This window comes from Nocardia vinacea NBRC 16497 (assembly GCF_000308835.1).
Classification (GTDB): domain Bacteria; phylum Actinomycetota; class Actinomycetes; order Mycobacteriales; family Mycobacteriaceae; genus Nocardia; species Nocardia vinacea.
Genome location: NZ_BAGN01000217.1, coordinates 1 through 23,005 on the forward strand (window position 1 = coordinate 1; position 23,005 = coordinate 23,005).

Consider the following 23,005-nt stretch of genomic DNA (forward strand, 5'->3'; position numbering starts at 1 on the left):
AGTCCGACGATGCGGTCCAGAGACGGGGCGGTCTCGGGGACTTGGACGACAGGGCCGAACATGCCCGGGGTGCCCTCGGGCGGTGTGTCCCTGAGGAATTCGAGCAGGATGGTCGAGTGGGCCGAGTCGACACTGGGTTGCTGATCGGTAGCGCGGGCGAGATCCCAAGTGTGGACCACGATTTCGTCCAGGGCGATCGTGGCCATGACGACGGCCGGGGCGGATACGCCGCCCGCTTCGGTTTCGCCGTCCCAAGCCGCCGGATCGCGCCATGCCTCGACGAGTGCCTTCAGTTGGGCCGGAATGCGGGAACACCAGTCGGCGGGCAGGGCGCTCTCCGGGCCGACGGCGGGCGGGACCGAGCGGCCGACCGCTTCCTTGGTCGCGGCCTGCCGGAAGGCCTCGGTGAGTCCGATGACGTGGGCAAGCAGGTCGCGCACGCTGGTATCGGTGCATGGTGTCGGCGCGCTGAGCCGATCATCGGTGATGGCGCCGGCCACCGCCTCCAGCGCGGCGGCGGCCGGTTCGAGATCGAAATTCGGGTGCATCGGGGCCTCCTCGGCAACGGACGTCAACGATTGAGACGGCGCGCTCCATCGGAATTCATCGGTGCCGCGATCCCGACCGCATCCGGTTCGGTCCGGCGCCTTGCGAGGCTTTCCCACCGCCGCCCATCGCAACCAAGTCGTAGCGGCGAAAGGTGCTGGAAAAGCGGAGAATTGGGAGATGAAGGGCGATCGGGTGGAGATCGTCGTCGATTTCGGCGACGGGTCTCGCAGTTATGAAGTGGTCGCGACGCGGGCCGGGCGCAAGGTCGAGGTGCGCATCGCGCGTGGCGTGGTCGAGGTCAGCGAAGTGACGCGAACGGGCGTCGCGGTGCGGACGGCGCGGTTCATGGCGGGACGCACATTGGCGCTCGTCGAATTCCCGGCGAATGGTTCGGGTCCGGTCGACGGCGAGTAGCAGGCGGGTTGCCGCGCGGCCGGACTAGGAGCATTCTCAACAGTGTTGGACTGGTTGTCCGCCTGCGCTGTGATTCCCGCAGCACCTGGAGTTCGCTCGGCAGAGCATCGGGTACCCAGCCGAAAAGCACGCGCGGAGAGGAATGAACGATGACCGATCCAAGCACGTCCCGCACCATCGACGCGGTTTCGGAAGCCGACTACGTCGAGCAGAACGTCCCCGCCTACCCCGAGATCGGCGATGACACCGACGACAGCTCCGACCGCGATCTCGCGGCGGCGGTCGATCGAGATGCCTTCGATGCCAATCCGGCCGATGTCGTGGAACAGTCGATCCCGGTGCCGCTCGACGACGATCGCGATTCCGAGCCCGGGTACTGATCGGCCCCGCAGCCGGGGCTCACCAGCACCTGAAAGTACCGAGCGATGCTCGGCTGTACCTATCGCTCACGGCGCGATCTTGGCCCGCACGGTCGCGTGCAACTCCCGCAGACTGGAACGCTCGGTCGCGACTTCGAGCACCCGCAACCCGTGCGCGTGCCCGGCCAATTCGACCGCCAACTGCTCGGGATCGACCTGCTTGTGCGGAATCCGGTAGGCGGCACACAGCGCGGCCAAATCCATTCCGTGCGGCGTACCGAAGACGCGCTCGAAAACACCGGCGTACTGCGGATCACCCTGTTCCAGGAGTTCGAAGATGCCGCCGCCATCGTCGTTGGCGACCACGATGGTCAGATCGGCGGGGCGGGGTTCACCGCGGCCGATGAGCAGGCCGGAGGCGTCGTGCAGGAAGGTGAGGTCACCGATCAGCGCAATGGTGCGACCGGTGTGGTGCAGTGCCGCGCCGACGGCCGTGGAAACGGTGCCGTCGATACCGGCCACGCCACGATTGGACAGCACTCGGACACCCGGCCGCGGAGCCGAGACCAGGGCCGCGTCACGCACCGGATTGGATGCGCCGAGCAGCAGCTGATCGCCCTCGCGCAACGCATCCATCACCACCGCGGCGACATGCAGCCCGGTCGGCTTCGGGTGGTTGGCCAGTTCGGCGCGAACAACCTGAACAGCCTTCGTATCGAGTTCGCGGCAGTACGCGAGCCAGTCCGCACTCGGCGCACCCGTGGTCACCGCTCTGGTTCCGGTGCCGACCACATTGCCGGAGACATCGGGCCAGCGGGGACCCGTGGTGAGCGCGTAGACGGTCACGGCCGGATCCGCGAGCACCTTCGCGACCTGACGATGTAGCGTCGGCCGCCCGGTGATGATCGCCTGCCGCGGCTTCAGCAGCGGCAGCGCCAGCGGATGCAGGGACGGACCGTGCATCGGGGCCGTGGGTTCGGCCACTGTCGGCAGCTCGGCCAGCTCCGGTCGCAAGCCGGCGCCATGACCGGAGATGACGACCGTATCGGGCGTCAGGTCGAGATCGAGGGGCACATCGAGCGTCGCGTACCGGGTGCACGTCCACGCTTCGCCGCCGGGGCGACCCTGGGGCGACCACTCGTCCGGCGTGTGATCCGGTACCAGCGGCTCGCGCAGCGGAATATCGAATTGCACCGGCCCGGCATTGCCGGAACGGGTGCCACGGGCCGCCGCGAGTACCCGGCAGACGGCCGAACGCCATTGACTGTTCTGCTGGCCGTAGGGCATACCGCCATCGGTATCCGACTCCTCCTCGGCGAGTCCGAGGCTGATCGAGGCACGGACCTGGCTACCGAACAGCCCGAACTGTTCGACGGTCTGATTGGCACCGGAACCGAGCATCTCGTAGGGCCGGTTGGCGCTCAGCACCACCAGCGGTACGCGGGCGTAGTTCGCCTCCAGCACGGCGGGACCGAGATTGGCGACGGCGGTCCCCGAGGTCATCACCACCGGAACCGGCAGTCGACTGGCGATGGCGAGACCGATGGCCAGAAAGCCCGCGGTTCGCTCGTCGATGCGCATATGCAGGCGGAGTCGGCCGGCCGCATCGGCCGCCTGCAGCGCGAATGCCAGGGGCGCGTTTCTCGACCCCGGGCACAGAACGACGTCTCGCACACCCCCGCGCGCGAGCTCGTCAACGACCACTTGCGCCTGTGCTGTAGACGGATTCACATCTCCAGCCTCTCAGACAGTTGCTTCGACGTCTTCGTCACCCTGCTCACAATGGCACCTCGCCAGCGCTCGGCGCCATTGTGCTCCAGAGTGCGCTGCGCCGTTGGTTCGTCGGCCGCGCTCCCCACGCCGTCGGGGGTTGGCGGAAATTCGCCCCGCGTCCACCACCGGACGCGGGGCGCTCAGCGCCCGTGGTCGGCCGAAGCACCGTGCGCGCCAATGAGCGTCGCCGATGCACCCACCACGGAGCGAGTCCCATGAGCGAACGCAGTGAGCGGCAAACCACAGCCGCCCACGCGGTCATGTCGGAGCCGAGCGCTAGCGAGGCGCAGACACGAACGAACGCAGTGAGCGACAAAAAACACAGCCGCCCACGCGGTCATGTCGGAGCCGAGCGCTAGCGAGGCGCAGACATGAGCGCGAGACGCGGCGCCGTGGCGCCGCAATCCAACTCAGGCGTGCCGCTGCACGAGGTCGCCCAGCCGTGGCAGGGCCTCGATGACGTTCTTCTTGGCCGACGAACGCATCGACGAGTAGACCTTCTTCAGCGCCGGACGCGTCGAAGCGTCGGCACGCGCGTCGGTCACCGAGAGCAAAGCCTCGGCGACCTCATCCGACTTGGCGACCAACAGGTCGGCGAACTGGCCGGACCCTGTCGCCACGTATTCCTGCCAGTACGGCTCCAGCTGCGAGACGAGCTTGGGCGCCAAGGATTCCAGCGCGTCCGGCACGATGGACGGGCTGATCTTCTTGACCGCCGCGTAGCCACCCTTGACGGCCAGGCCCGACGCACCACCCTTGTCCGACACCTCGGCATCCAGAACCTCCTTGGCATCGGCAAGGAAGGCCGTGCGCTTTGCGTCGTCGAGCAGGGATTCAGACAGTGCTGCAACCACTTTCAGGTTCCTCCGGAATAGATGTCGATGAACGAGCGCACGTCACTATACGCACTGGTGCGCAGAGTCACACGGCACTCATCGGCTAATGGGCGCAGCCGGACGAAGTCCGTCGTCAGTCTCTTGCGCTTGGCGAGCGGAGGCGGAGCCCCGCCTACGGCTGCCATGGCAGCAACTGGACCATCAATCCTTCACAATCCGCGAGGACATTGCCCTGCTCATCGGCCAGTTCCGCGGTGATGAAGGTCTTACGGCCTTCGATGCGATCTACGCGACCCCGCACGGTCAGCGGCGTGTGCAACGGAGTGATCTTGCGATAGTTCACATGCAGATAGGCGGTGCGGCTGATCGGTCGTCCGGCGTAGTGCACGATCATGCCGAGCAGATCGTCGAAGAGCAGTGGGAGCACGCCGCCGTGTGCCGCGCCGTTGCCGCCGAGATGGAAGCGACGGAATTCACCGGTCATCACGATGCCGTCGGGTCCGGCCTCGACCACCTGCCACGGCAGCAGCAAAAGGCTGCCGCGCCCGGGCAATTCGACCGCGCGGCCCGCCGGACCCTGGAGTTCGGGTGCGCGATACGGCTCGAGCAGATCGATGAGTTCGCGCGTGCGGTCGAGTGCCTCGCCGTAGATCTCGTCGGGGGCGTCCACGGAGACGACCAGATCCTGCAGCGTGCGCATGGCCTCGACGAACGGGCCGAAGTCGGCGCCGACTCGGGCGCGGGAGACCTTGGGGAAGCCGCCGTGCTTCTCGTACCGGGATTCGTCCACCGCGCTGTTGTCGATGCGCCCGACAACGCGTTCCGGAACCCGTTTCACTGCCTCACGCCCACCCGTCGCCCGACCGCCACCCCTCATCGAATCGCTTCGCGATGCTCCACTCATGCTCTGCACGGTATCGCGTTGTTTTACACCGTCAAGTCGTACCGCCGAGTAATGGAATCGGCACCGTAGAAGTTCGCATGGAAGTCGCTGGCATCCGAAACATCGGTGGGGGCAATAATCACTGGGGTGACGTTCAATCCGAAGCTGTGGCGGCCCGTTCCAGGGTTCGAGAACCTGACCGACATCACCTATCACCGGCATATCGAGCAGGGCACCGTCCGGGTGGCCTTCGATCGGCCGGAGGTGCGCAATGCGTTCCGTCCCCATACGGTCGACGAGCTCTATCGTGCGCTCGATCACGCCAGGATGACCCCGGACGTCGGCGCGGTGCTGATCACCGGCAACGGCCCCAGCCCGAAGGACGGCGGCTGGGCCTTCTGCTCGGGCGGCGACCAGCGCATTCGCGGCCGCAGCGGCTACCAGTACGCCGATGGCGAGACCGCGGACACCGTCGACCAGGCGCGTGCGGGCCGCCTGCACATCCTCGAGGTGCAGCGGCTGATCCGGTTCATGCCGAAGGTGGTCATCGCGCTGGTCAACGGCTGGGCCGCGGGCGGCGGGCACAGCCTGCACGTGGTCTGCGATCTGACCCTGGCCAGCCGCGAGCACGCCAGGTTCAAGCAGACCGACGCCGATGTCGGCAGCTTCGACGGCGGTTACGGCAGCGCCTATCTCGCGAAAATGGTCGGCCAGAAATTCGCGCGGGAAATCTTCTTCCTCGGCCGTCCCTACACCGCCGAGGAAATGCATCAGATGGGCGCGGTGAACAAGGTCGTCGATCACGCCGAACTGGAAAATGTCGCACTGGAGTGGACCGCCGATATCAACGGCAAATCCCCGCAGGCCCAGCGCATGTTGAAGTACGCGTTCAATCTGCTCGACGACGGCCTGGTCGGTCAGCAGCTCTTCGCGGGCGAGGCCACCCGGATGGCGTATATGACCGATGAGGCGGTCGAAGGCCGCGACGCCTTCCTGGAAAAACGCAAGCCGGACTGGACCCCCTACCCCTGGTACTTCTGACATGGACATCCTCGGCAGCCGGGTCATCCTGCGGCCCGCCGACTACCAGGCAACCCTCGCGTTCTACCGCGACGGACTCGGCTTGGCCATCGCGCGCGAGTATCCGGGCGGCACGGTTTTCTTCGCTGGACAGTCGCTGATCGAGGTGGCCGCACACGGCGGATCGGGCAAATCGACCACCTTCGAGGGTGCGCTCTGGCTGCAGGTTCGCGACATTTCGGACGCGGCGGCGGAGCTTGCGCTGAAGGGGATCCGCATCGAGCGCGAGCCGGTGCGCGAGCCGTGGGGACTGATCGAAATGTGGGTGCACGATCCGGACGGCGTGCCGATCGTTTTGGTCGAAGTTCCCGCCGAGCATCCGATCCGGCGGGATTCGCGCTGGTCACCGGACTGATCGCGCACGCAGCGCCTGCGCTGCCGGTCCGGCTCGAGTTGCCAATGCCGACCCCGGCGAGGACGATAACCACGGATGACCGCCCGACCGCCGACGTCCGGGTGAGCACCGATGAGTACCGTCCTCCGAGTGAATCGCAGTCTCGATGTCCGACGTACCCGACTTCTTCCCCTCTGACGCGGCCGAACCCCCAGCGCGCCGCCCCAGCAAACCGACCCCTGCCGCGTGCGGTCATGTCGACATGACACGATCAGACTCGTGAGGGAGCGCAGCGAGCGAACCATTAACACAGCGCGCCTGCGCACGACGGCGCCGAGCACCAGCGAGGTGCGGTCGCGCATGACGGGGGCGAAATCATGAGTCGCACCCTGCGGACGCTGCCGATGCCGACCGGATCCGGGCTCGGCGATGTCATGCCACATCTGCGAGAAGTGTTGGAGGGCAACGGCCCCGCGTGGTTGCCGATACCGACCAGCGACCGTCGGGAGGCCCGACGACTGAGCGATGCACTCTTGCCCGGCGAGCTGATCGATGACGAGGCGGCACTGGTCGTGACCACCTCCGGCACCACCGGTGTGCCGAAGGGCGCCATGCTCAGCTCCGCAGCGCTGCGGGCCAGCGGGACTGCGACACACGATCGACTCGGTGGTCCCGGCACCTGGCTCCTGGCCCTGCCGACCCATCACATCGCGGGCATTCAGGTGTTGCTGCGCAGCATTCTGGCCGGTACCGAACCCAGCGTGCTCGACGTTTCCGGCGGCTTCCTACCCGAGGCGCTGGCCGGCGCGATTTCCGGTATGCGTGGTGAGCGCCGCTACACCGCGCTGGTGCCGACCCAGCTCATCAAGGCGCTGGAGGCGCCCACCGCCGCGGCGGCACTTGCCCAGTTGGATGGCGTGCTCGTCGGCGGGGCGGCCACTCCGGCGCCGGTCTACGAGCGCGCGAAAGCGGCCGGTATCAACGTCGTTCGCACCTATGGCATGAGCGAAACCTGCGGCGGCTGTGTGTACGACGGAGTTCCGCTCGACGGCACCGAGATTCGCATCGAGGACGGTCGCGTGCTGCTCGGCGGCGCGATGATCGCCATCGGCTACCGCGGCCAGCCCGACCATCCTGCGTTCGCCGAACCCGGCTGGTTCCGTACCGAGGACGCGGGCACCTACGAGAACGGCGTGCTCAGGATCAGCGGACGGCTCGATGAGGCCATCATGACCGGCGGACTGCTCGTCATCCCGCAGGTCGTCGAGGCCGTGCTGATCACGCATCCCGGCATCAGCGAATGCGTCGTGCTCGGTCTGCCCGACGATCGGCTCGGCCAGCGGGTCGCGGTCGCGGTTGTCCCCGCCCCCGGCGCCACCCCGACCCTCGAGGAACTGCGCGATCACGTCGTGCGCGAACTCGATTCCATCGCCGCACCGCGCGAGCTGGCGATCCTCGACGAACTCCCGCTGCGCGGACCGGGCAAGCCGGACCGCGCCCAACTCCGCGAGCATCTCCTCGCGGAGTCGACGCACTGACACCGGGTCGGGCGGGCAGCGCCCGCTGTTACCGACGATCGCTATCGATGGCCAGGGCCGGGCACAGCTGATAGGCGCCGTCGTCCGAGCGGCTCGCGACTTGCTGCGGGCGCGCAGACGTGCAAGTGGGTGCAAGAGATCGGTGACACCGTCGTGCAAGGGCCGTGCAAGACGGCGACCGCACAGTCTTATGCATGACTTCTTTCGCACCCACTTCAGCGCTCGCCGTCGAGGCGGACAGCCTGGTCAAGGTGTTCGGGGAACAGCGCGCCGTCGACGGTGTGAGCCTGGCGGTTCCGCAGGGCTCGGTCTACGGCGTGCTCGGACCGAACGGCGCGGGCAAGACCACGACCATCCGCATGTTGGCCACCCTGTTGCGCCCGGACGGCGGCAGCGCCCGCATCTTCGGCCGTGACGTCGTCGCGGAACCGACGGCGGTCCGGTCCCTGGTCGGTGTCACCGGGCAGTACGCCTCGGTCGACGAGGACCTCACGGCCACCGAAAATCTGATCATCTTCTCCCGCCTGCTCGGCCTCAGCCGGATCGATGCCAGGCGCAAGTCGGTCGAACTACTGGAGGAGTTCGACCTCACCGAGGCGGCGAACAAGCCGCTGAAGAACTTCTCCGGCGGTATGCGACGCCGCCTCGATCTGGCCGCCAGCCTGATCGCGACACCGCCGCTGTTGTTCCTGGACGAGCCGACCACCGGACTCGATCCGCGCACCCGCGCCCAGATGTGGGAGACCATCCGGCGTCTGGTCCGCGAGGGCGCGACGGTGCTGCTCACCACGCAGTACCTGGACGAGGCCGATCAGCTCGCGGACCGGATCGCCGTCATCGACCACGGCAAGGTGATCGCCGACGGCACCGCAGACGAACTCAAGTCCTCGGTCGGCGGCTCGTCACTGCATCTGACCCTGGTCGATCGGGCCCAACTCGAGGAGGCCCGTCGCATTGTCGCCGACTTCCTCGGCGCCGAGGCCCAGATCACGCCGGAGGCCGGACGGCTCACGGCGCCATTGCCGGATGCGGGCATGACCGCCGATCTGCTGATCCGCCTGCGCGAGTGGGAGATCGCGGTCGACGAGATCACCGTCACCAAGCCCAGCCTCGACGAGGTCTTCCTCACCATCACCGGCCACCCGGCCGAAGACGACAACGATTCGGAACGGAGCGCGGCATGACCACAATTACCGCACCAACCCCGGCGCGCCACGCTGCGCCGACCGCAATCCCGGAGGCCAGCAATAAGATCAGCCTCCGCCAGACCGTCGAGACCTCGTTCACGATGGCCTACCGCGGCATTCTGAAGATCAAGCACAACCCGGAACAGCTGTTCGATGTGACAATTCAGCCGATCCTGTTCACCGCGCTGTTCGCCTACATCTTCGGCGGCGCGATCTCGCACAACGTGCACGACTACCTGCCGATCCTGATTCCGGGCATCCTCGTGCAGACCGTGGTCCTCACCTCTGTCGTCACCGGTACCCAGCTGCGTGAGGATATGGACAAAGGCGTCTTCGACCGGTTCAAATCCCTGCCCATTTCCCGCATTTCGGCGCTGGCCGGCGCATTGATCGCCGATATGGTGCGCTACAGTCTCGCGACCGTGCTCACCGTGGTCGTCGGCCTGTGCCTCGGCTACCGTCCCGGCGGCGGGTTCGTCGGGGTCGTGGTCGCCGGTGTGGTGGTGATCTTCTGCTCATTCGCGGTGAGCTGGATCTGGGCGCTGGTGGGTGTCACGGGTAAGAGTGCCGCTGGCGTGCAGGGCATTTCGATGATGATCATGTTCCCGCTGACCTTCATGTCCGGTGCGTTCGCACAGGTCAGCACGATGCCGGGTTGGCTGCAGGGCATCAACCACGCGAACCCGATCTACTACATGGTCAATGCCGCCCGAGAGTTGATGAACGGCAACGCCTACAGCAGCGATCTGGTCTGGTCACTGGTCGGCTCGGTGGTCGTGATCGTGATCTTCGCGCCGCTCGCGGTCCGGGCTTACATGCGCCGGGCTTGATCACTCAGGTCTGACCCGAAAGTCGCGGTGGGTAAGTCACCCACCGCGATTTTCGTTGTCCCAGAACAGCTCCTGCAGGAGTTCGAGGATCCGCGCCGCCGCTTGGCGTCGACGCATCCCGGCGGCCCGGGTCAGTGCTGCATCGAAGCGCTCGTCCCCGACCGTTGTTCGGTGCAGTTCCACGTGCCGCCGCAATTCGGCCGACGGACTATCCTGTCGCCCCATGACTTTGCCGGCCAGCGAAACCAACTCCAAGCCGATCTCCGAATCGCGTTGGACCGCGAGATAATACGTTCCGACCGCGTTGCCGACCGCACCGATCTGCGGCAGGTCGTAGAACTGTCCGAGTCGGCCCACCGCGAGGCCGAGCAGCGTGCGCGCGATATCGTCGGCCTGCGCCGCCCGTCCGTACAGCACGTACGCGTCCAGGGCCCCGCTCGCGGTCATCAGAATGCCCGGGCCGGGCATCGGTTCGTCATTGGGCCAGCCGTACAGGTCGAGTGCCCGACGATAGTGGCGCAGCCCGGCGTCGATATCGCCCTCTGCCAGTTCGAGTTCCGCCATGCCGATGACCACCGGTGCCAGACGGTGGTTGCGTCGGATGTGCGGGTCGTCGATCGCGGTGCCATGCGCCGGATCACCGTCCGCGGCGCCGAGCGCGAAGCCCAGCTCCCGCCGCCCTTCCGCGAACCGCCCCGCGCCGATCAGCGATATCGCGAGATAGCTGCGTATCTCAACGGCCTCTTCGTGGGCACGCAACTCCCGCAACAGCTCCGCGGCCCGGCGGTAGTAATCCACCGCATCGGCATAATGCGCGGTCTGTCCGGCGAGCTGCCCGAGGTGCTGGGTAACCATCGCCGTGCCCCAGACATCAGAGCCCTCGATCAGCTGCAAGGCGGCCTTCGCGTCCCGGGCGGAGCCGTAGACATGGCCGGCGTTCTCCCTGATATTCGCGCGCATGAACACCGCCGCGGCGCGTACCACCGGGTCCGGCGACTTCGCACCGTCGGCGAATAGCCTGGGTGCGTCCGCACCCGAGGTATCCGAGCAGGCCATGACGCCGAGAAAGCGCACTCCACTATTGAGATCGATTGCGGTGCTGAGCAATCGACGGACCCGCGCCCGAGTGGTCGCCACCGCACGCAGATCGCTGCCCTGATACACCATGTGCATACCGATCAGCAGGTGCGCGAGCATCTGCAGATCGGCGAACGTACCGTGCACCGGACCGGGTTCGGGTGCCAGGTTGATAATCCGGCGCCCCCAACCGCTCAGCTCCATATGCGCGCCACGCATCACCCAGAGCGTGCCGACGATCGGGAAGACCCGGTACACCGTGCGGGCGTCCCTGCGCTCCAACGCATATCGCAGCACCGCGACCAGGTTGTCGAGTTCCGCACCGACCGAGAGCACGGTGGCCACCTGCTCGTCGGAGACATAACGCTGCACCGTGGCGATCGAATAGTCACGGGCCCAGCGCGACATCCGATCCATCACCACGGGACGCTCGTCGATCGCACCCGAAATGCCCGCCGCCGCATCGGATCCGGTCAGCGCGAGCTGTTCCTCCCCGAATTCGCGAACGGTTTCCAGCATTCGGTAGCGGGTGCCGATCAGGCCTTCATCGTCGTCCAGGACGGTCAGCAGCGATTGGCCGACCAGTCCGTCCACGGCCGTGGCCACATCGTCGACATCCGGGCCGCCCGCCACCACTTCGGCGGCATCGAGGGTGAACCCGGCCGGAAAGCGGCACAGCCTGCGCAAGGCGATCTGTTGCGACTCTTCCAGCAGATTCCAGCTCCATGCGATCACCGCATGCAAGGTGCGATGGCGTTCCGGTGAGGAGCGATCTCCGCTGCGCAGCAAGGCGAATCGGTGTTCCAGGCGGGTTTCGATTTCCTCGACGCTCATGGTCCGCACGCGGGCGGCCGCGAGTTCGATGGCCAGTGGCAGCCCGTCGAGTGTGGTGCACAGCCGGGCCACCACTTCGGGATCCAGGCGCACTGTCGGCCGCACCGCACGGGCTCTGGCCATGAACAGCTCGGTTGCGGGCGATCCGGCCGCATCGATTGCCAAGGGCGCCAGCGGATAGACCGTTTCCGCGGTGATCGCCAGCGGCGCTCGGCTGGTGGTGAGGACACTGAGCTGGTCGCAGCTGCCGACCAGGTCGGCGACCACCTCGGCGACCGCGTCGATCAGATGCTCGCAGTTGTCCAAGATCAACAGCGTCGGGCGGGCGGCGAGCGCATCGCGCAGTCGGCGACCGGCATCGCTGTAACCGGTGGAGCGCCGCCACGCCGTCTCGCGGACGATCTCGCCGAGGCCGAGCGTCGTGCTGATCGCGGCCTCGATATCGGCGCGCGGATCGGCATCGGCGGTCGTATCGGCCCGCACCGAGGCCAACTCGACCAGCACCACGGATTCGCTGCGCGCGACCCGTGCGCCCAATTCGTTGGCCACCCTGGTCTTTCCGGTGCCGCCGGGGCCGAGGACGGTGGTCACCCGGGAGCGGTGCAGTAGTTGCGCGAGTGCGTCCAGATCGGTGGCGCGTCCGAGTAGGGCATTGGGGGCGGCGCGCAGGCCGATCGCGGAGCTGGCACTCGGTGGCGCGGCGGCCGAATCCGAAACTCGTCCAATCGAATCCAGTGCCGTCGCGTCCCGCCCTGCGGAATCCCGTGCGACCGAATCCGCTACCGCGGACGATACCGTCGGATCAGCCGGTGTGACCGAATTCACGACGGGCGTCGGCTTCGGTACGACCCCACCGTGATCGGTCCGCGATGCGAATCCTGGCACCGGATCACCCCGCAGGATAGCGGTATTCAGCTCGACCAGCGCCGGACCCGGATCCGCGCCGAGTTCTTCGACAAGTCGCCCACGGATCGATGCGAAGACATCGAGGGCTTCGTTGGGCCGACCGGCCGCGGCGAGCAACCGCATCAAGGTGGCGTGCGCGGCCTCGTCGAGCGGCTTGGCGGCCGTGGCGCGGCGGGTGATCGCCACCGCGCCGTCGAGATCACCGCCGGCGACCCGGGCGGCGACCTCGATCGCCTCCAGTTCGGACCAGCGGTGGGCGGCCGCGGCGCGCAGCTCGTCGGCGAGATCGCCCGCGGGTAGGTCGGCACCTGGCTCGCCGCGCCAGAGCGATCTGGCCTGGGTCAGCACCTCTAGACATCCGGCATGATCACCGTCGGCTTGTTTGGCGCGGGCCGCGCGCACCAGGTAGTCCACAAGGGTCAAATCGACCTGATCAGCGGTCAGCGTGAGACGGTAGCCCGCCGGACCGATCTCCAGCGCCGCATCCGGTAGCGCCGCCCGCAGTCGCGACACCTGGGTGTGCAGTGCGTTCATCGGCGAGCGCGGCGGCTGCTCACCCCACACCTCATCGATCAGTGCCTGGGCACTGCGGCTGCGGCCGGGACGCAGGGCCAGCGCGGCGAGCAGCAGTCGCGACCGTGCCCCGGGTAGCGCTGCGAGCGTGCCGTCTCGGCGTAGCGCGATTTCGCCCAGCAGGGCCACTACGACCGATTCGCCTGCGGGCGTCGTCAGGGTTTGACTTCGGCCGTTCGGGCCGCTCTGATCGGGAAACATTCCGTGGTTATCGTATGCGAGCCCCGGCGCGAGCGACGGGCTCGGAGGCGGTAGCGCAAGGGCAAAACAGTCGGCCGCCAGGCCGCCCGTTGAGGGTGGGAGACGGGCGGGCCCATGGAGGGACCCGGGAGTGCCGAAATCGAATACTGTGTGCCAGGCTGACATGGTTTTTCGCCCCTGTTCGGACCGCTGAGGCGTTTACGCTGTGCGCATGGCTGAGTTCGAAATCGTTCGGCAGGCTGTGATCACGGCCGAGCCCGCGCGCATTCATGGGCTGATCGATAACTTCCACGAGTGGACCAAGTGGTCGCCGTGGGAGGACGTCGATCCGCAACTGCAGCGGAAGTACTCCGGACCGGACGCTGGAGTCGGCGCCAAGTACGCCTGGGACGGCAACCGCAAGGCCGGTCGCGGCAGCATGGAGATCACCTCCAGTGACGACCGGGAAATAGGTATCCGGCTGGCCTTCGAGAAGCCGTTCAAGGCCACCAATAAGACGACCTTCGAGCTGAACCCGGTCTCGGCCCTGGAAGGAGGAGAACCCCGCACCGAGGTGGTCTGGCGGATGAGAGGTCAGCACAAGGGCCTGATGGGCGTGATCGGGAAGGTGTTCCCGATCGACAATATGATCGGCAAGGACTTCGAAAAGGGCCTCGACCGACTGAAGACCGCCGCCGAAGCCAACTGAACCGCCCGAGCGGACCGAACCGCGGCCGCGCATTAGGCTGCGAAGATGGCTACTGCAGCGCAATGGATCGAGGGCGCACGGCCCCGCACCCTGCCGAACGCGATCGCCCCTGTCCTCGCCGGAACCGGCGCCGCCGCCTCCATCGATGGCGCGGTGTGGTGGAAAGCGGTTCTCGCGCTGCTGGTTTCGCTGGCCTTGATCATCGGGGTGAATTACGCCAACGACTACTCCGACGGCATCCGCGGCACCGATGACGTGCGGGTCGGTCCGCTGCGGCTGGTCGGGCAGAAGCTCGCCTCGCCCGCCACGGTCAAGAATGCCGCGATCATCAGCCTGGCCATCGGCGCGGTCTTCGGGCTGGTGCTCGTCATCGCGACGGCGTGGTGGTTGCTGCTGGTCGGCCTGGCCTGCCTGGCCGGTGCCTGGTTCTACACCGGCGGCCGCAAGCCCTACGGCTACAGCGGGTTCGGTGAGCTGGCGGTCTTCGTCTTCTTCGGCCTGATCGGGGTGCTCGGTACCGAATTCGTACAGGCCGAGCGGATCGAATGGGCGGGTCTGGTGCTGGCGATCGGGGTCGGGGCGTTCTCCAGCGCGGTGCTGGTCGCCAATAACCTGCGCGATATTCCGACCGATACCGAATCCGGGAAGGTCACGCTCGCGGTCAAACTCGGCGATCCGCGGACCCGGACGCTGCACCTGGCGCTGCTCCTGGTGCCGTTCATCGCGACGCTGCTGTTGGTCGTCCGCACGCCCTGGGCGCTGGTCGGACTGGTCGCCGTGCCGTTGGCGGTGCGCGCCAATGCACCGGTGCGCTCCGGCAAGGGTGGGCTGGAATTGATTCCGGCGCTCCGCGATTCGGGGTTGGCGCTGTTGGCGTGGTCGGCGGTTACCGCACTGGCACTGGGTATCGCAGGATAGGGACCGCGAAGCGCGGCACCCAGTTGGCGCCGACGGATCCGAGTGTGCACTTCCCGGCCGAATTCGGCAATTTCCGCCTCGTTCGCGCAAAGAATGCACGCTCGGACCCATTCCGCCTTTGAACGAGCCGTGAGCGCGCCAGGAAACTGCTAGTCGTCGCCGTCCGGAACCAGGACGCCGAGGATCCAGTTGACCACCGCGACAATGATGCCGCCCCACACCGCTGCCCAGAAGCCGTCGATACGCAGGCCGTAGTCGGTGGTCTCGGTGATCTTCGCGGTGAGCCACAACATCAGCGCGTTGATCACCAGCAGAAACAGGCCGAGGGTCACGATGACCAGCGGCAGCGATAGAAGTTTCACGATCGGCTTGACCAGCGCGTTCACCACGGTGAAGACCACGGCGACGGCCAGGATGACAATGACTTTGCCGCCATTGCCCTTGTCCTCGGGACTCCAAATCTCGATCTTGTCGACCCATGCTGCCGCCAGCCAGATGGCAACGGCGTTGATGATCAAGCGAATCAGAAGCTGCATGGCTTGATGCTAGGCCCGACGGGCGGGCATGTGCTGCCACAAACCGCGAATCGAGCGGCGCACACATGCCCGACCCCTCACGCGGCACGGTCGAGCAGCGCGTGCACCTTTGGTCGGAGCGCATCGATCGCTTTCGAACCGCCGAGGATGCGGATGGTGGTCGCATTGGGCGCGCGCAGAATGCCTAGCAGCAGGTGCCCGGATTCGATGGACCTGTCCTTGCGGGCCATGGCTTCGCGCAGTCCCAGCTCCAACACCTTCTTGGCATCCCTGGTGAACGGGATGTGACCCCAGTTCCGATCGCGGCCGCGGCCGAATCGGGACCGCTCCTCGGGCACGGCCCGTTCCAGCGCATCCTCGCCGAAGGTGGCCTCCAGGCTCTCGCGCACCGCATCCAGATCGATGCCGATCGAACGCAGCGCCTCGGCGTCCTCCGCACCGAGCGGCTGGCCTTTGGCCTGCTGGCCTAGGGTTTTCAGCACCTCTCGGTGGGTGAGCCCCGCCTCCTCGAGCAGTGTCTTCAATTCCGGCTCGCCCTGTGCCAACAGACCGAGCAGGACATGCTCCACCTCGATCCTGGGTGCGCGCAGTTCCCGCGCGTCTTCCTGAGCGATGACGATCGCCGTTCGCGCCGACCTGCTGAACCGTTCGAACATCAGCGGTTCCCGCCTCTCCGGTTGTATTTCTGGTGGACCGCCTGCTTGCTGACCTCGAGCGCCTCCGCGATCGCCTGCCAGGACCAGCCCTGTTCGCGGGCATTGGTCACCTGGATCGCCTCCAGTCGTTCGAGCAGCCGACGCAGAGCGAGCACCGCGCGCAGCCCGACCTTGGGGTCCGGACTGCCTGCGGCGGCCGCCAGTGTGGTTGCTTCAGTCATGTCGTCAATTTTGATTGACGAACTCCGGAGTTGTCAACGAAAATTGACGAGGCTCGCCGCGAGAGAACCCCGGCGCTGCGGCCGGGGTTGCGATATCGCGTGCTAGGCGGACCAGATTCCGGTCGCGGCGAACTTCTCCAGGATCGCGGCGGGTTCGGTGAGGTTCATGCCCTGCGCCTCGACCCACGAGTCATCGAAATACGTCCCGGCATAACGATCTCCGCCGTCGCAGAGCAGCGTGACGACACTGCCCGCACGTCCGTTGAAGATCATTTCGGCGATGAGTGCGAACGCACCCCACAGATTGGTTCCGGTGGAACCGCCTACGCGGCGGCCGATTACCCGACTCGCGTGCCGGGCAGTGGCGATCGATGCGGCATCGGGCACCTCGATCATCCGATCCACCACCTGACCGATGAACGACGGCTCCACTCGCGGGCGGCCTATTCCCTCGATGCGCGAAGGCATTCCGGTCTGATACCCGGCGTCGGCGGTTTCGTAGCCGCCGTAGAACGCGGAGTTCTCCGGGTCGACCACGGCCAGTTTCGACGGGTAGCGGTGATAGCGGATATAGCGACCGATGGTGGCACTGGTGCCGCCGGTACCCGCGCCGACCACGATCCAGTCCGGCACCGGATGCGCCTCCAATTCCATTTGCTGGAAGATGGATTCGGCGATGTTGTTATTGCCGCGCCAGTCGGTGGCACGCTCGGCATGGGTGAACTGATCCATGAAGTGGCCACCGCATTCGGCGGCCAGCCGCGCCGCCTCGGTGTACATATCCGGTGGGCGCTGCACGAAATGGCAACGGCCGCCCTGAGCTTCGATCAACTCGATCTTCTGCGGCGAGGTGCTCGCCGGCATCACCGCGACGAAATCCAGGCCGAGCAGTTTGGCGAAATACGCCTCGCTGACCGCGGTCGAACCGGACGACGCCTCGACCACCGTGGTGCCCTCGGTGACCCAGCCGTTGCAGATCGCGTACAGGAACAGTGACCGCGCCAGCCGGTGCTTGAGGCTGCCGGTGATGTGGGTCGACTCGTCCTTCAGGTACAGCTGGACGTGCCAGGCGCCGGGCAGCGGATACCGGATCAGATGCGTGTCGGCGCTGCGCTGGGTGTCGGCCTCGATGAGCCGCACGGCATTGTCGACCCAGGCCCGTGGCGTACTGCGATCGCAGTACTTCACGAGGCGGCACCGTTCGGGTCGTCGTCACCACGCAGCCGGGCGCGCAGCTGCGCCTTGTCCTGGCGACGCTTCGCATCGACGACCGCGATGTCCTCGTTGACCCGAGCGCGCAATTTCTTGAACAGCGTCAGCGACAGCGGCATCGCGATGACCAACGCGAACAGCGCGGCGACCAACCACGGAACATCCACCGAGACGAGCCGGGCGACACCGATGATCGCAGCGGCGATGACGACGACCAGCGCCAGCCTGGCGAGCGTGTACAGCGCCAGATTGCGGGCCAGCCGCGCGCCGACGCCAGCGGTTTGCTGTGCGGGTTCACCCTTCGGTGGCGTTGCGTCACTCACGTCGTCCAGCCTATGCGAAGCTATGGCGCACCCTCGGCGATACCTCCGGTCGAAGTAAGTGGTGGCCTCGCCGATGCTCGACCAAGCGCAAGGAACCAGAGACGGACTGCGTCCGACTACGCCTGACCAGGGCTCATATCCGTTTTGTCTATTACTTCCCCTTTACCAACTGTAGGTGGTTCGAGTACCTAGGGGTTGCAGTGCAACGATGGCGCCATCTGATGAGGGAACTGTCGAGAACGGAGAGGTTTGCTATGACTGCGATCACCGTCGGCGGCCAGGACACCCTGCTGACACCGGGCCAAGTCGCCGCCATGTTCCACGTCGATCCGAAGACCGTCACCCGTTGGGCCCACGCCGGGCGCCTGGGATCACTGCGGACGCCGGGCGGGCATCGCCGGTTCCGCGAATCCGAAGTACTTCAGCTGCTCCAGTCGCTCACCACCGAGGCAACCGCACGCTGATCATGGTCCGCGGGCCTGTAGCTGTGAGCTCGATCTTCCTGTCTAGGGGCCCGCACCCACCAATTTCGTGTCTGCGGTGTTCGAAGGCTACGCACGCGACTACCCTCGTTAGCAGGAGGTGAGCGACGTGACGTACCTGTTGGCACTCATCGCAGTTGTGGCAGTCGCGGTGTTGTGCTGGAAGGCGTTCGGCCCCGAGAAGACAGCCGGACCGCCCACGCGTTCGCCGCAGCGCAAGCGCATCATGGGGCCGGATGACGACCCCGAATTCCTCTGGCGCATTTCGCGCCAGCATCGTGATGGTGACGGGTCTGCCGAGCGCTGATCGTTCGCTCGGTTCGCCGGGAGGTTTTTGGGCCCGAAGCCCCCAGTCACGCAACTGTATTGACCGCGCGGTAAATCCGCATCAGAAGGTGCCGAAACCCGATTTGCTACCTCTGACGCCTGGTCACTTCTCTTCGCCTGGTACGAGGTCGAACGCGGCACAATGCTTCGGAATCACCTGATGAAAGTGGCGATGATCGAGCGTCGCCACTTCTCGTGAACCCAGACGTTCCGCGACCGCAATGACCGATGCAATTGGCAACTGCCGACAACGGCCCGGTGTCGCAAATGATCACTCACGACCACCGAGGTCGCGCCACAGCACTTCCTGGGATGTCGAAGCGAAGTCGGCCTCGGCCTCGACGGTCCCCGTAAACGAGAGACGCCGCCGAGGCTCGGTTGTCGTTTCTCGATCTGCGGCCGACCGACCATGGCTAGCAACCAAGCGAAGTACGACCGGCCGAAGATCCTCCTGCTCCTCCTCAGTCAATAGGCTGACGAGGTCGCGAAAATTCATGTCATCGACGGCCGCCGGTCATGCTCCTCAGCGTACGGTTCGGCCCGTCAAACGATCACGGCTCGCCGTTGATGACGGCCATGAGGGCATCCATGAACGACTGCCCGCCCATGATGTAGCCGCCGGCGATCGCGCCGATTACCGCGCCGATCGGGCCGGTGATGATGCTGAAGAAGAAGACGCCGACGATGGCGCCGATGATGAGGCCGAGGACGCCGCCGAGGACCACGCCGACGATGTTCTTGTTGATTTCGTCGGTCAGGCGGGCCATGGAATTGACCGGCTGCATCTCGCCGATGTTCTTGGCGCTCAATTTCGGTGTGAGAGCGAGGGTTCGGCCGTTATCGGAGATCGTCTGGTCGACCGCGACCTTCGTGCCGGAGAGCTCGTAGGTCAAGGGGACTTCCGACACCACAGCGCCGGCATCGGACTTCAGCAAGACCTTGGTGCCGTTGTCGGCGAGTTCGAACTTGCCGCTGTCGACCTCGGTGGTGAGAACGCGATCCCGGTGCCCATCCGAGATTTCGGAAGCCACTGTGTGGTAACCGATTCCCTGCTCGACGCCGGAGGCCGACACCTCTTTGGCAACTTCCGCTGGCTTCGCATTCGCGGTTCCCGCCGCGATTCCTACGGCGGCGATGGACACGAGAGTGACGGCGAACGTGCCGAACTTCATCAAGGTTTCCTTCTGACAAGCACCGGCCCCGGTAGCCGGTTGACGCGTCTAGCGCCACGTAGCTTGTTGCCCCGCACGGCATTTAGGAAACCCCTGCAGACCATTGTTATTCGATTGTTATTCCAGCATCCGACCCATGATCATTTCACACAAGTATCCTTTTTATCCTCGAAAATAGGTGAACTCGACGCGCACACACCGGATGGTGTAGGCATGACGTGATCTCTCACCATTGCAACTTTCAACTTCGTATCTCGGCGCGCGAGTTCGAACAGCCCTGGAGGACATCACAGGTGTCACGTCAACGTGTCCGTGCAGGTCTCACCTTGACGGTCTTCATAGCTGTAACCGCGCTGGCCGCTGCCGTTGTGGCGGTGGCGGCAATGTCGCTCAGCAACGACAAGTCCACCACGAGCAGCCCATCGCCCGCGGCCCAGAACGACGCCGCGCCGACCACCGCGTCGGAACCGTCGTTTCCCGAACTGCCACTGACCACCCCCGAGGCCCCACCGACCACCTCCGCCACCCGCAGCACCTTCGACAAGATCGCGGGCGGCCTGAAGGTCGAGGTCGGTGACTGCGTCGAAATCGGCGGCAGCGGCGACAATCCCACCCTCGGCAAGGCAGCCTGCGGCGGCGCGACCTCCACCTACAAGGTCATCGATAAGGCGCCCGAGAACGCCGCCTGCCCGACCGACGCCGACCGCGCCCTCACCGACACCCTGCACGGCATCAACCGCGCCGCCCTCTGCCTGGACATCGACTGGGTAATCGGCGGCTGCATGGATCCGAACAAAGACAACCCCAAACGCCTCGACTGCAACACCAGGGGCGTCCCCAACGCCGTCCGCGTCATGGACGTCAAACAGAACACCACAAACGTGAACGTCTGCTCCTCGAGCGACCGCGGAATCGTCTACCAGCAACGCCAATTCGTAGTCTGCGTCCACCGGTTGTAAGACCCCGCCGAATCGGCACCCGCCGGTAGCGGGTGGCGAGTGCATCGGCCAGAAATCGCGCCTCGACAGTCCGTGTCGACATGGTCACCCGACAGTCGATGCACGAACAGCACCGCCACCACAGGCATCTGGAGTCCGAGGCTCCCATCAGTAAGCAGAGCGGCAACGTACCCGAGCCAAGTCACCTCTCTACCAATGACATTGCATTGTCGGTAGACCCGTGCGGCACTCGATCTGCGGACGGCACAGAAGTATCAGGACGAAGCGCGCCAGGTGGCCGAGGGGGCCTGGCAGCGATGGCGTGAACTAGCCGCGGAGCTGCCCGCGGTCCAACCTCGGCAGTTCTATCAAGACCGTCACGACGCTGATCCGGGGACATACTCGTCGGCGCAGGGCCGAGACCGAGCAGTGCTTCGACGGACCGGTGCAGTTCATGGATTGCCCCGAGGTGACGCAGTGGCTGGGCGGTGGCTCGGATCAAGCCGGGTTCGTCCAGGTCATGGAGGGACACACGCGCAATCCACGTCGCATGCGCGAACTGCTCGCCGAAGGCACCGACGCCGACATGCCGCACAGCCTCTCGTTCACGCTTACGAGAACTATCTCCGCACATAGTCTTCCGCGCGTGCGTGGTCCATGTGCACATACGATCCGGTGGTCGCAGTCGGATCCGTCGATCGAGACGAGTTCGTCGCATCCGTCGTGAGGTATGCGCGGCCCCGACACAATGGATGGCTGGTGGTACGAGGACGGCTGGACAGGGATCCACGGTGCCTGCTTCAGCTCCGCCGACTGCCCACATGAACCGGAAATCGCCGCCGGATACGACCACAGCGCCGACTACCTGGCAGCCCTGCCCGGCGACGCGATGCTGGTCGAACTACGCTGCCACGGCTGACCACTATCACTACCGCCGACGCCGCAGGAAATGAACAGTTCCGGTAGCCAGCGGTAAGCTGTTGTTGACGCCTTCTGCAGTACGAATGACGTCCTGTTCGGTCCGGTCGACGCTGCAGCTGTTGGCCAGCCGGAATGCGCGTTCCTAATCGGACGCATCATGTACTTCATCAAGTAGCGAATCGCGTGTCGCAAAGTCGATCGGCACGTAACGCACTCGCTGCCCCAGTCCGGTAGCTCGGCAGCGCGGCCTACTACGCGGACGTCATAGAGCTCGTTGTGAGGAAGCAAAATGTCTAGCAAGATCGTCAAAACTCTAGCCGCGACTGTTATCGCCGCGCCCCTGCTCGTCCTCGCGGCGCCCGCAGCCACTGCCGATTCGACTGCCACGGTGCCGTCGTCCTCCACCACCGCTCCGGTCGACGGATCGTTCGGATCGGCTACGTGGTGTTTCCCCCTCGGTAGTGTCGTCTGGTGCATCTGAGTCAGCGTCTGAGAACTCCAGTGTTGGGTGCGGGACGCTCGAGATTTGAGTGAACTCCTGGTAGGGCGGTGATCGCTGAGATCAATCGCTGTACCAGGGAGTTCATTTGTCATCATCGCGTATTGCAGGGTGTTCGTCGTGCCCGGCTGGTGGATCGCGTGGGCGATGCTGCCCTCGGAGTCCCCCGGTCAAGACCGTCTACGACATCTACCGGCGCTGGGTCAGCTCTCGATATCGGCGAGACGCTGACGTTTTTCGTGGAACGGTCCGGCGGCAGCGTCGTACTCGGCAGTCCGGCGGCAGCGTTCGACTGGCTGAATTCGGGGGAAATACTCGCCGCCAGCCCTTGATTCGGATCGATTCCGACGGTGAAGCCGTTCTCCAGACTGAGCGCGCAGCCGAGGAGGAACCCCGCGACGGCTTGGCCGGACACTATTCCATCGCCCTCCATGTTCAGCGAGTAGTTGCGGGATAGCTGTGCGGCATGCGCGAACGTCATGAGAAAGTTCGGCATCCGGTCGCCCGGTGGATCCACTTCGACGTTCTCCACCGATGTCGCACATGAATTCCGGCACCGGATACGTCCGCACCGGGCGATTGAGCTCGGCTCGGCTCGGCGCCGGGCCACACAACCACAGCCAGGACGGCCGCGACCACACCGGTCGCGAGAACGACGAATCAAGGGCGCATATCTTGATCCCGTTTCGAATCGGATGTACTTCAGCGGCGGCGAAATCGCATGAACAGACCCACATA

At 65.7% G+C, this 23,005-nt stretch carries 24 protein-coding genes; 13 read left to right on the top strand and 11 right to left on the bottom strand.

The genetic code is table 11. The annotated features are described in order from the left end of the window. A partial coding sequence (locus tag ON44_RS30025) for a TIGR03086 family metal-binding protein (RefSeq protein ID WP_040696237.1) occupies nt 1-548 on the bottom strand: 548 nt, incomplete at its 3' end. A 178-nt stretch (nt 549-726) separates the two neighbouring features. On the opposite strand from ON44_RS30025, the gene ON44_RS30030 reads away from it, so the two are divergent. Both ON44_RS30030 and ON44_RS30035 read left to right on the top strand, forming a co-directional pair. Continuing rightward, nucleotides 727-963, top strand: coding sequence for a DUF8836 family protein (locus tag ON44_RS30030; RefSeq protein WP_040696132.1), 237 nt, complete (start codon nt 727-729; stop codon nt 961-963). 149 nt (nt 964-1,112) lie between these two features. Then, a complete protein-coding gene (locus ON44_RS30035; RefSeq protein ID WP_040696134.1) occupies nt 1,113-1,343 on the top strand; it encodes an Rv3202a family protein in 231 nt (76 codons plus the stop codon). Nucleotides 1,344-1,409: 66 nt separating this feature from the next. On the opposite strand, the gene menD is transcribed toward ON44_RS30035, so the two are convergent. The 3 genes from menD to ON44_RS30050 all read right to left on the bottom strand — a co-directional run bounded on the left by menD (nt 1,410) and on the right by ON44_RS30050 (nt 4,835). Next, nucleotides 1,410-3,053: a 2-succinyl-5-enolpyruvyl-6-hydroxy-3-cyclohexene-1-carboxylic-acid synthase gene (gene menD, locus ON44_RS30040; RefSeq protein WP_040696137.1), complete on the bottom strand. Its 1,644-nt coding sequence runs from the start codon at nt 3,051-3,053 to the stop codon at nt 1,410-1,412. Between the two features lie 452 nt (nt 3,054-3,505). After that, nucleotides 3,506-3,949 carry a DUF6918 family protein gene (locus ON44_RS30045; RefSeq protein WP_040696139.1) on the bottom strand — a complete coding sequence of 148 codons (444 nt, stop codon included), beginning with the start codon at nt 3,947-3,949 and terminating at the stop codon, nt 3,506-3,508. A gap of 154 nt (nt 3,950-4,103) precedes the next feature. Then, nucleotides 4,104-4,835, bottom strand: a complete 732-nt coding sequence (locus tag ON44_RS30050) for a PaaI family thioesterase (RefSeq protein WP_245567393.1) — start codon at nt 4,833-4,835, stop codon at nt 4,104-4,106. 126 nt (nt 4,836-4,961) lie between these two features. Here ON44_RS30050 and ON44_RS30055 point away from each other — a divergent pair, with 126 nt between their 5' ends. The 5 genes from ON44_RS30055 to ON44_RS30075 all read left to right on the top strand — a co-directional run bounded on the left by ON44_RS30055 (nt 4,962) and on the right by ON44_RS30075 (nt 9,783). Beyond that, entirely contained in the window at nt 4,962-5,855 is an 894-nt protein-coding gene (locus ON44_RS30055) for a 1,4-dihydroxy-2-naphthoyl-CoA synthase (protein ID WP_040696142.1), read from the top strand. A 1-nt stretch (nt 5,856) separates the two neighbouring features. Further along, nucleotides 5,857-6,249: a VOC family protein gene (locus tag ON44_RS30060; RefSeq protein WP_040696144.1), complete on the top strand. Its 393-nt coding sequence runs from the start codon at nt 5,857-5,859 to the stop codon at nt 6,247-6,249. 356 nt (nt 6,250-6,605) lie between these two features. Continuing rightward, nucleotides 6,606-7,766, top strand: a complete 1,161-nt coding sequence (menE, locus tag ON44_RS30065) for an o-succinylbenzoate--CoA ligase (protein ID WP_040696147.1) — start codon at nt 6,606-6,608, stop codon at nt 7,764-7,766. Between the two features lie 194 nt (nt 7,767-7,960). Further along, a complete protein-coding gene (locus ON44_RS30070; RefSeq protein WP_040696150.1) occupies nt 7,961-8,950 on the top strand; it encodes a daunorubicin resistance protein DrrA family ABC transporter ATP-binding protein in 990 nt (329 codons plus the stop codon). Beyond that, nucleotides 8,947-9,783 (top strand): ABC transporter permease, encoded by an 837-nt coding sequence (locus ON44_RS30075; RefSeq protein ID WP_040696153.1) that lies wholly within the window; start codon nt 8,947-8,949, stop codon nt 9,781-9,783. Before ON44_RS30070 ends, ON44_RS30075 begins: the two co-directional genes overlap by 4 nt. Nucleotides 9,784-9,819: 36 nt before the next feature. On the opposite strand, the gene ON44_RS30080 is transcribed toward ON44_RS30075, so the two are convergent. Continuing rightward, nucleotides 9,820-13,374 (bottom strand): AfsR/SARP family transcriptional regulator, encoded by a 3,555-nt coding sequence (locus ON44_RS30080; protein ID WP_051182597.1) that lies wholly within the window; start codon nt 13,372-13,374, stop codon nt 9,820-9,822. Nucleotides 13,375-13,585: 211 nt separating this feature from the next. On the opposite strand from ON44_RS30080, the gene ON44_RS30085 reads away from it, so the two are divergent. Together ON44_RS30085 and ON44_RS30090 are read left to right on the top strand one after the other, a co-directional pair. Next, nucleotides 13,586-14,062 carry an SRPBCC family protein gene (locus ON44_RS30085; protein ID WP_040696156.1) on the top strand — a complete coding sequence of 159 codons (477 nt, stop codon included), beginning with the start codon at nt 13,586-13,588 and terminating at the stop codon, nt 14,060-14,062. Between the two features lie 45 nt (nt 14,063-14,107). Further along, nucleotides 14,108-14,980 (top strand): 1,4-dihydroxy-2-naphthoate polyprenyltransferase, encoded by an 873-nt coding sequence (locus ON44_RS30090; protein WP_040696157.1) that lies wholly within the window; start codon nt 14,108-14,110, stop codon nt 14,978-14,980. Between the two features lie 149 nt (nt 14,981-15,129). Here the strand turns inward: ON44_RS30090 and ON44_RS30095 are convergent, their stop codons facing one another. The 5 genes from ON44_RS30095 to ON44_RS30115 all read right to left on the bottom strand — a co-directional run bounded on the left by ON44_RS30095 (nt 15,130) and on the right by ON44_RS30115 (nt 17,928). Next, on the bottom strand, nt 15,130-15,516 hold the full coding sequence (locus ON44_RS30095) for a phage holin family protein (protein ID WP_040696159.1): 387 nt from the start codon (nt 15,514-15,516) through the stop codon (nt 15,130-15,132). A gap of 77 nt (nt 15,517-15,593) precedes the next feature. After that, entirely contained in the window at nt 15,594-16,172 is a 579-nt protein-coding gene (locus ON44_RS30100; protein ID WP_040696161.1) for a Clp protease N-terminal domain-containing protein, read from the bottom strand. Next, nucleotides 16,172-16,393 (bottom strand): hypothetical protein, encoded by a 222-nt coding sequence (locus tag ON44_RS30105; protein ID WP_040696163.1) that lies wholly within the window; start codon nt 16,391-16,393, stop codon nt 16,172-16,174. The genes ON44_RS30100 and ON44_RS30105 overlap by 1 nt, the downstream gene beginning before the upstream one ends. Nucleotides 16,394-16,495: 102 nt before the next feature. After that, nucleotides 16,496-17,581, bottom strand: a complete 1,086-nt coding sequence (cds1, locus tag ON44_RS30110) for an L-cysteine desulfhydrase Cds1 (protein WP_040696166.1) — start codon at nt 17,579-17,581, stop codon at nt 16,496-16,498. Further along, a complete protein-coding gene (locus ON44_RS30115) occupies nt 17,578-17,928 on the bottom strand; it encodes a DUF4229 domain-containing protein (protein WP_040696170.1) in 351 nt (116 codons plus the stop codon). Before ON44_RS30115 ends, cds1 begins: the two co-directional genes overlap by 4 nt. 254 nt (nt 17,929-18,182) lie before the next feature. Between ON44_RS30115 and ON44_RS30120 the strand changes: the two genes are divergently transcribed. Together ON44_RS30120 and ON44_RS30125 are read left to right on the top strand one after the other, a co-directional pair. Further along, nucleotides 18,183-18,392 carry a BldC family transcriptional regulator gene (locus ON44_RS30120; protein ID WP_040696172.1) on the top strand — a complete coding sequence of 70 codons (210 nt, stop codon included), beginning with the start codon at nt 18,183-18,185 and terminating at the stop codon, nt 18,390-18,392. Between the two features lie 127 nt (nt 18,393-18,519). After that, nucleotides 18,520-18,717: a hypothetical protein gene (locus ON44_RS30125; protein ID WP_040696246.1), complete on the top strand. Its 198-nt coding sequence runs from the start codon at nt 18,520-18,522 to the stop codon at nt 18,715-18,717. Between the two features lie 571 nt (nt 18,718-19,288). Here ON44_RS30125 and ON44_RS30135 read toward each other — a convergent pair. Then, complete coding sequence (locus tag ON44_RS30135; RefSeq protein ID WP_040696177.1) at nt 19,289-19,909, bottom strand: DUF8020 domain-containing protein; 621 nt, start codon at nt 19,907-19,909, stop codon at nt 19,289-19,291. 293 nt (nt 19,910-20,202) lie between these two features. Between ON44_RS30135 and lppU the strand changes: the two genes are divergently transcribed. Beyond that, nucleotides 20,203-20,868, top strand: a complete 666-nt coding sequence (lppU, locus tag ON44_RS30140) for an LppU family putative lipoprotein (RefSeq protein ID WP_051182598.1) — start codon at nt 20,203-20,205, stop codon at nt 20,866-20,868. Between the two features lie 709 nt (nt 20,869-21,577). Next, nucleotides 21,578-21,766 carry a hypothetical protein gene (locus tag ON44_RS30150; protein ID WP_040696183.1) on the top strand — a complete coding sequence of 63 codons (189 nt, stop codon included), beginning with the start codon at nt 21,578-21,580 and terminating at the stop codon, nt 21,764-21,766. Nucleotides 21,767-23,005 lie beyond the last annotated feature (1,239 nt).

Bases quoted from the DNA above. Each gene is read 5' to 3' on its own strand.
- ON44_RS30050 (WP_245567393.1), bottom strand. From the start codon at position 4,835: ATGAGTGGAGCATCGCGAAGCGATTCGATGAGGGGTGGCGGTCGGGCG.
- ON44_RS30120 (WP_040696172.1), top strand. From the start codon at position 18,183: ATGACTGCGATCACCGTCGGCGGCCAGGACACCCTGCTGACACCGGGC.
- ON44_RS30105 (WP_040696163.1), bottom strand. From the start codon at position 16,393: ATGACTGAAGCAACCACACTGGCGGCCGCCGCAGGCAGTCCGGACCCC.
- ON44_RS30085 (WP_040696156.1), top strand. From the start codon at position 13,586: ATGGCTGAGTTCGAAATCGTTCGGCAGGCTGTGATCACGGCCGAGCCC.
- ON44_RS30100 (WP_040696161.1), bottom strand. From the start codon at position 16,172: ATGTTCGAACGGTTCAGCAGGTCGGCGCGAACGGCGATCGTCATCGCT.
- ON44_RS30060 (WP_040696144.1), top strand. From the start codon at position 5,857: ATGGACATCCTCGGCAGCCGGGTCATCCTGCGGCCCGCCGACTACCAG.
- ON44_RS30135 (WP_040696177.1), bottom strand. From the start codon at position 19,909: ATGAAGTTCGGCACGTTCGCCGTCACTCTCGTGTCCATCGCCGCCGTA.
- ON44_RS30075 (WP_040696153.1), top strand. From the start codon at position 8,947: ATGACCACAATTACCGCACCAACCCCGGCGCGCCACGCTGCGCCGACC.
- ON44_RS30095 (WP_040696159.1), bottom strand. From the start codon at position 15,516: ATGCAGCTTCTGATTCGCTTGATCATCAACGCCGTTGCCATCTGGCTG.
- ON44_RS30150 (WP_040696183.1), top strand. From the start codon at position 21,578: ATGCGCGGCCCCGACACAATGGATGGCTGGTGGTACGAGGACGGCTGG.
- menE (WP_040696147.1), top strand. From the start codon at position 6,606: ATGAGTCGCACCCTGCGGACGCTGCCGATGCCGACCGGATCCGGGCTC.
- ON44_RS30090 (WP_040696157.1), top strand. From the start codon at position 14,108: ATGGCTACTGCAGCGCAATGGATCGAGGGCGCACGGCCCCGCACCCTG.
- ON44_RS30035 (WP_040696134.1), top strand. From the start codon at position 1,113: ATGACCGATCCAAGCACGTCCCGCACCATCGACGCGGTTTCGGAAGCC.
- ON44_RS30030 (WP_040696132.1), top strand. From the start codon at position 727: ATGAAGGGCGATCGGGTGGAGATCGTCGTCGATTTCGGCGACGGGTCT.
- ON44_RS30070 (WP_040696150.1), top strand. From the start codon at position 7,961: ATGACTTCTTTCGCACCCACTTCAGCGCTCGCCGTCGAGGCGGACAGC.
- ON44_RS30080 (WP_051182597.1), bottom strand. From the start codon at position 13,374: ATGTTTCCCGATCAGAGCGGCCCGAACGGCCGAAGTCAAACCCTGACG.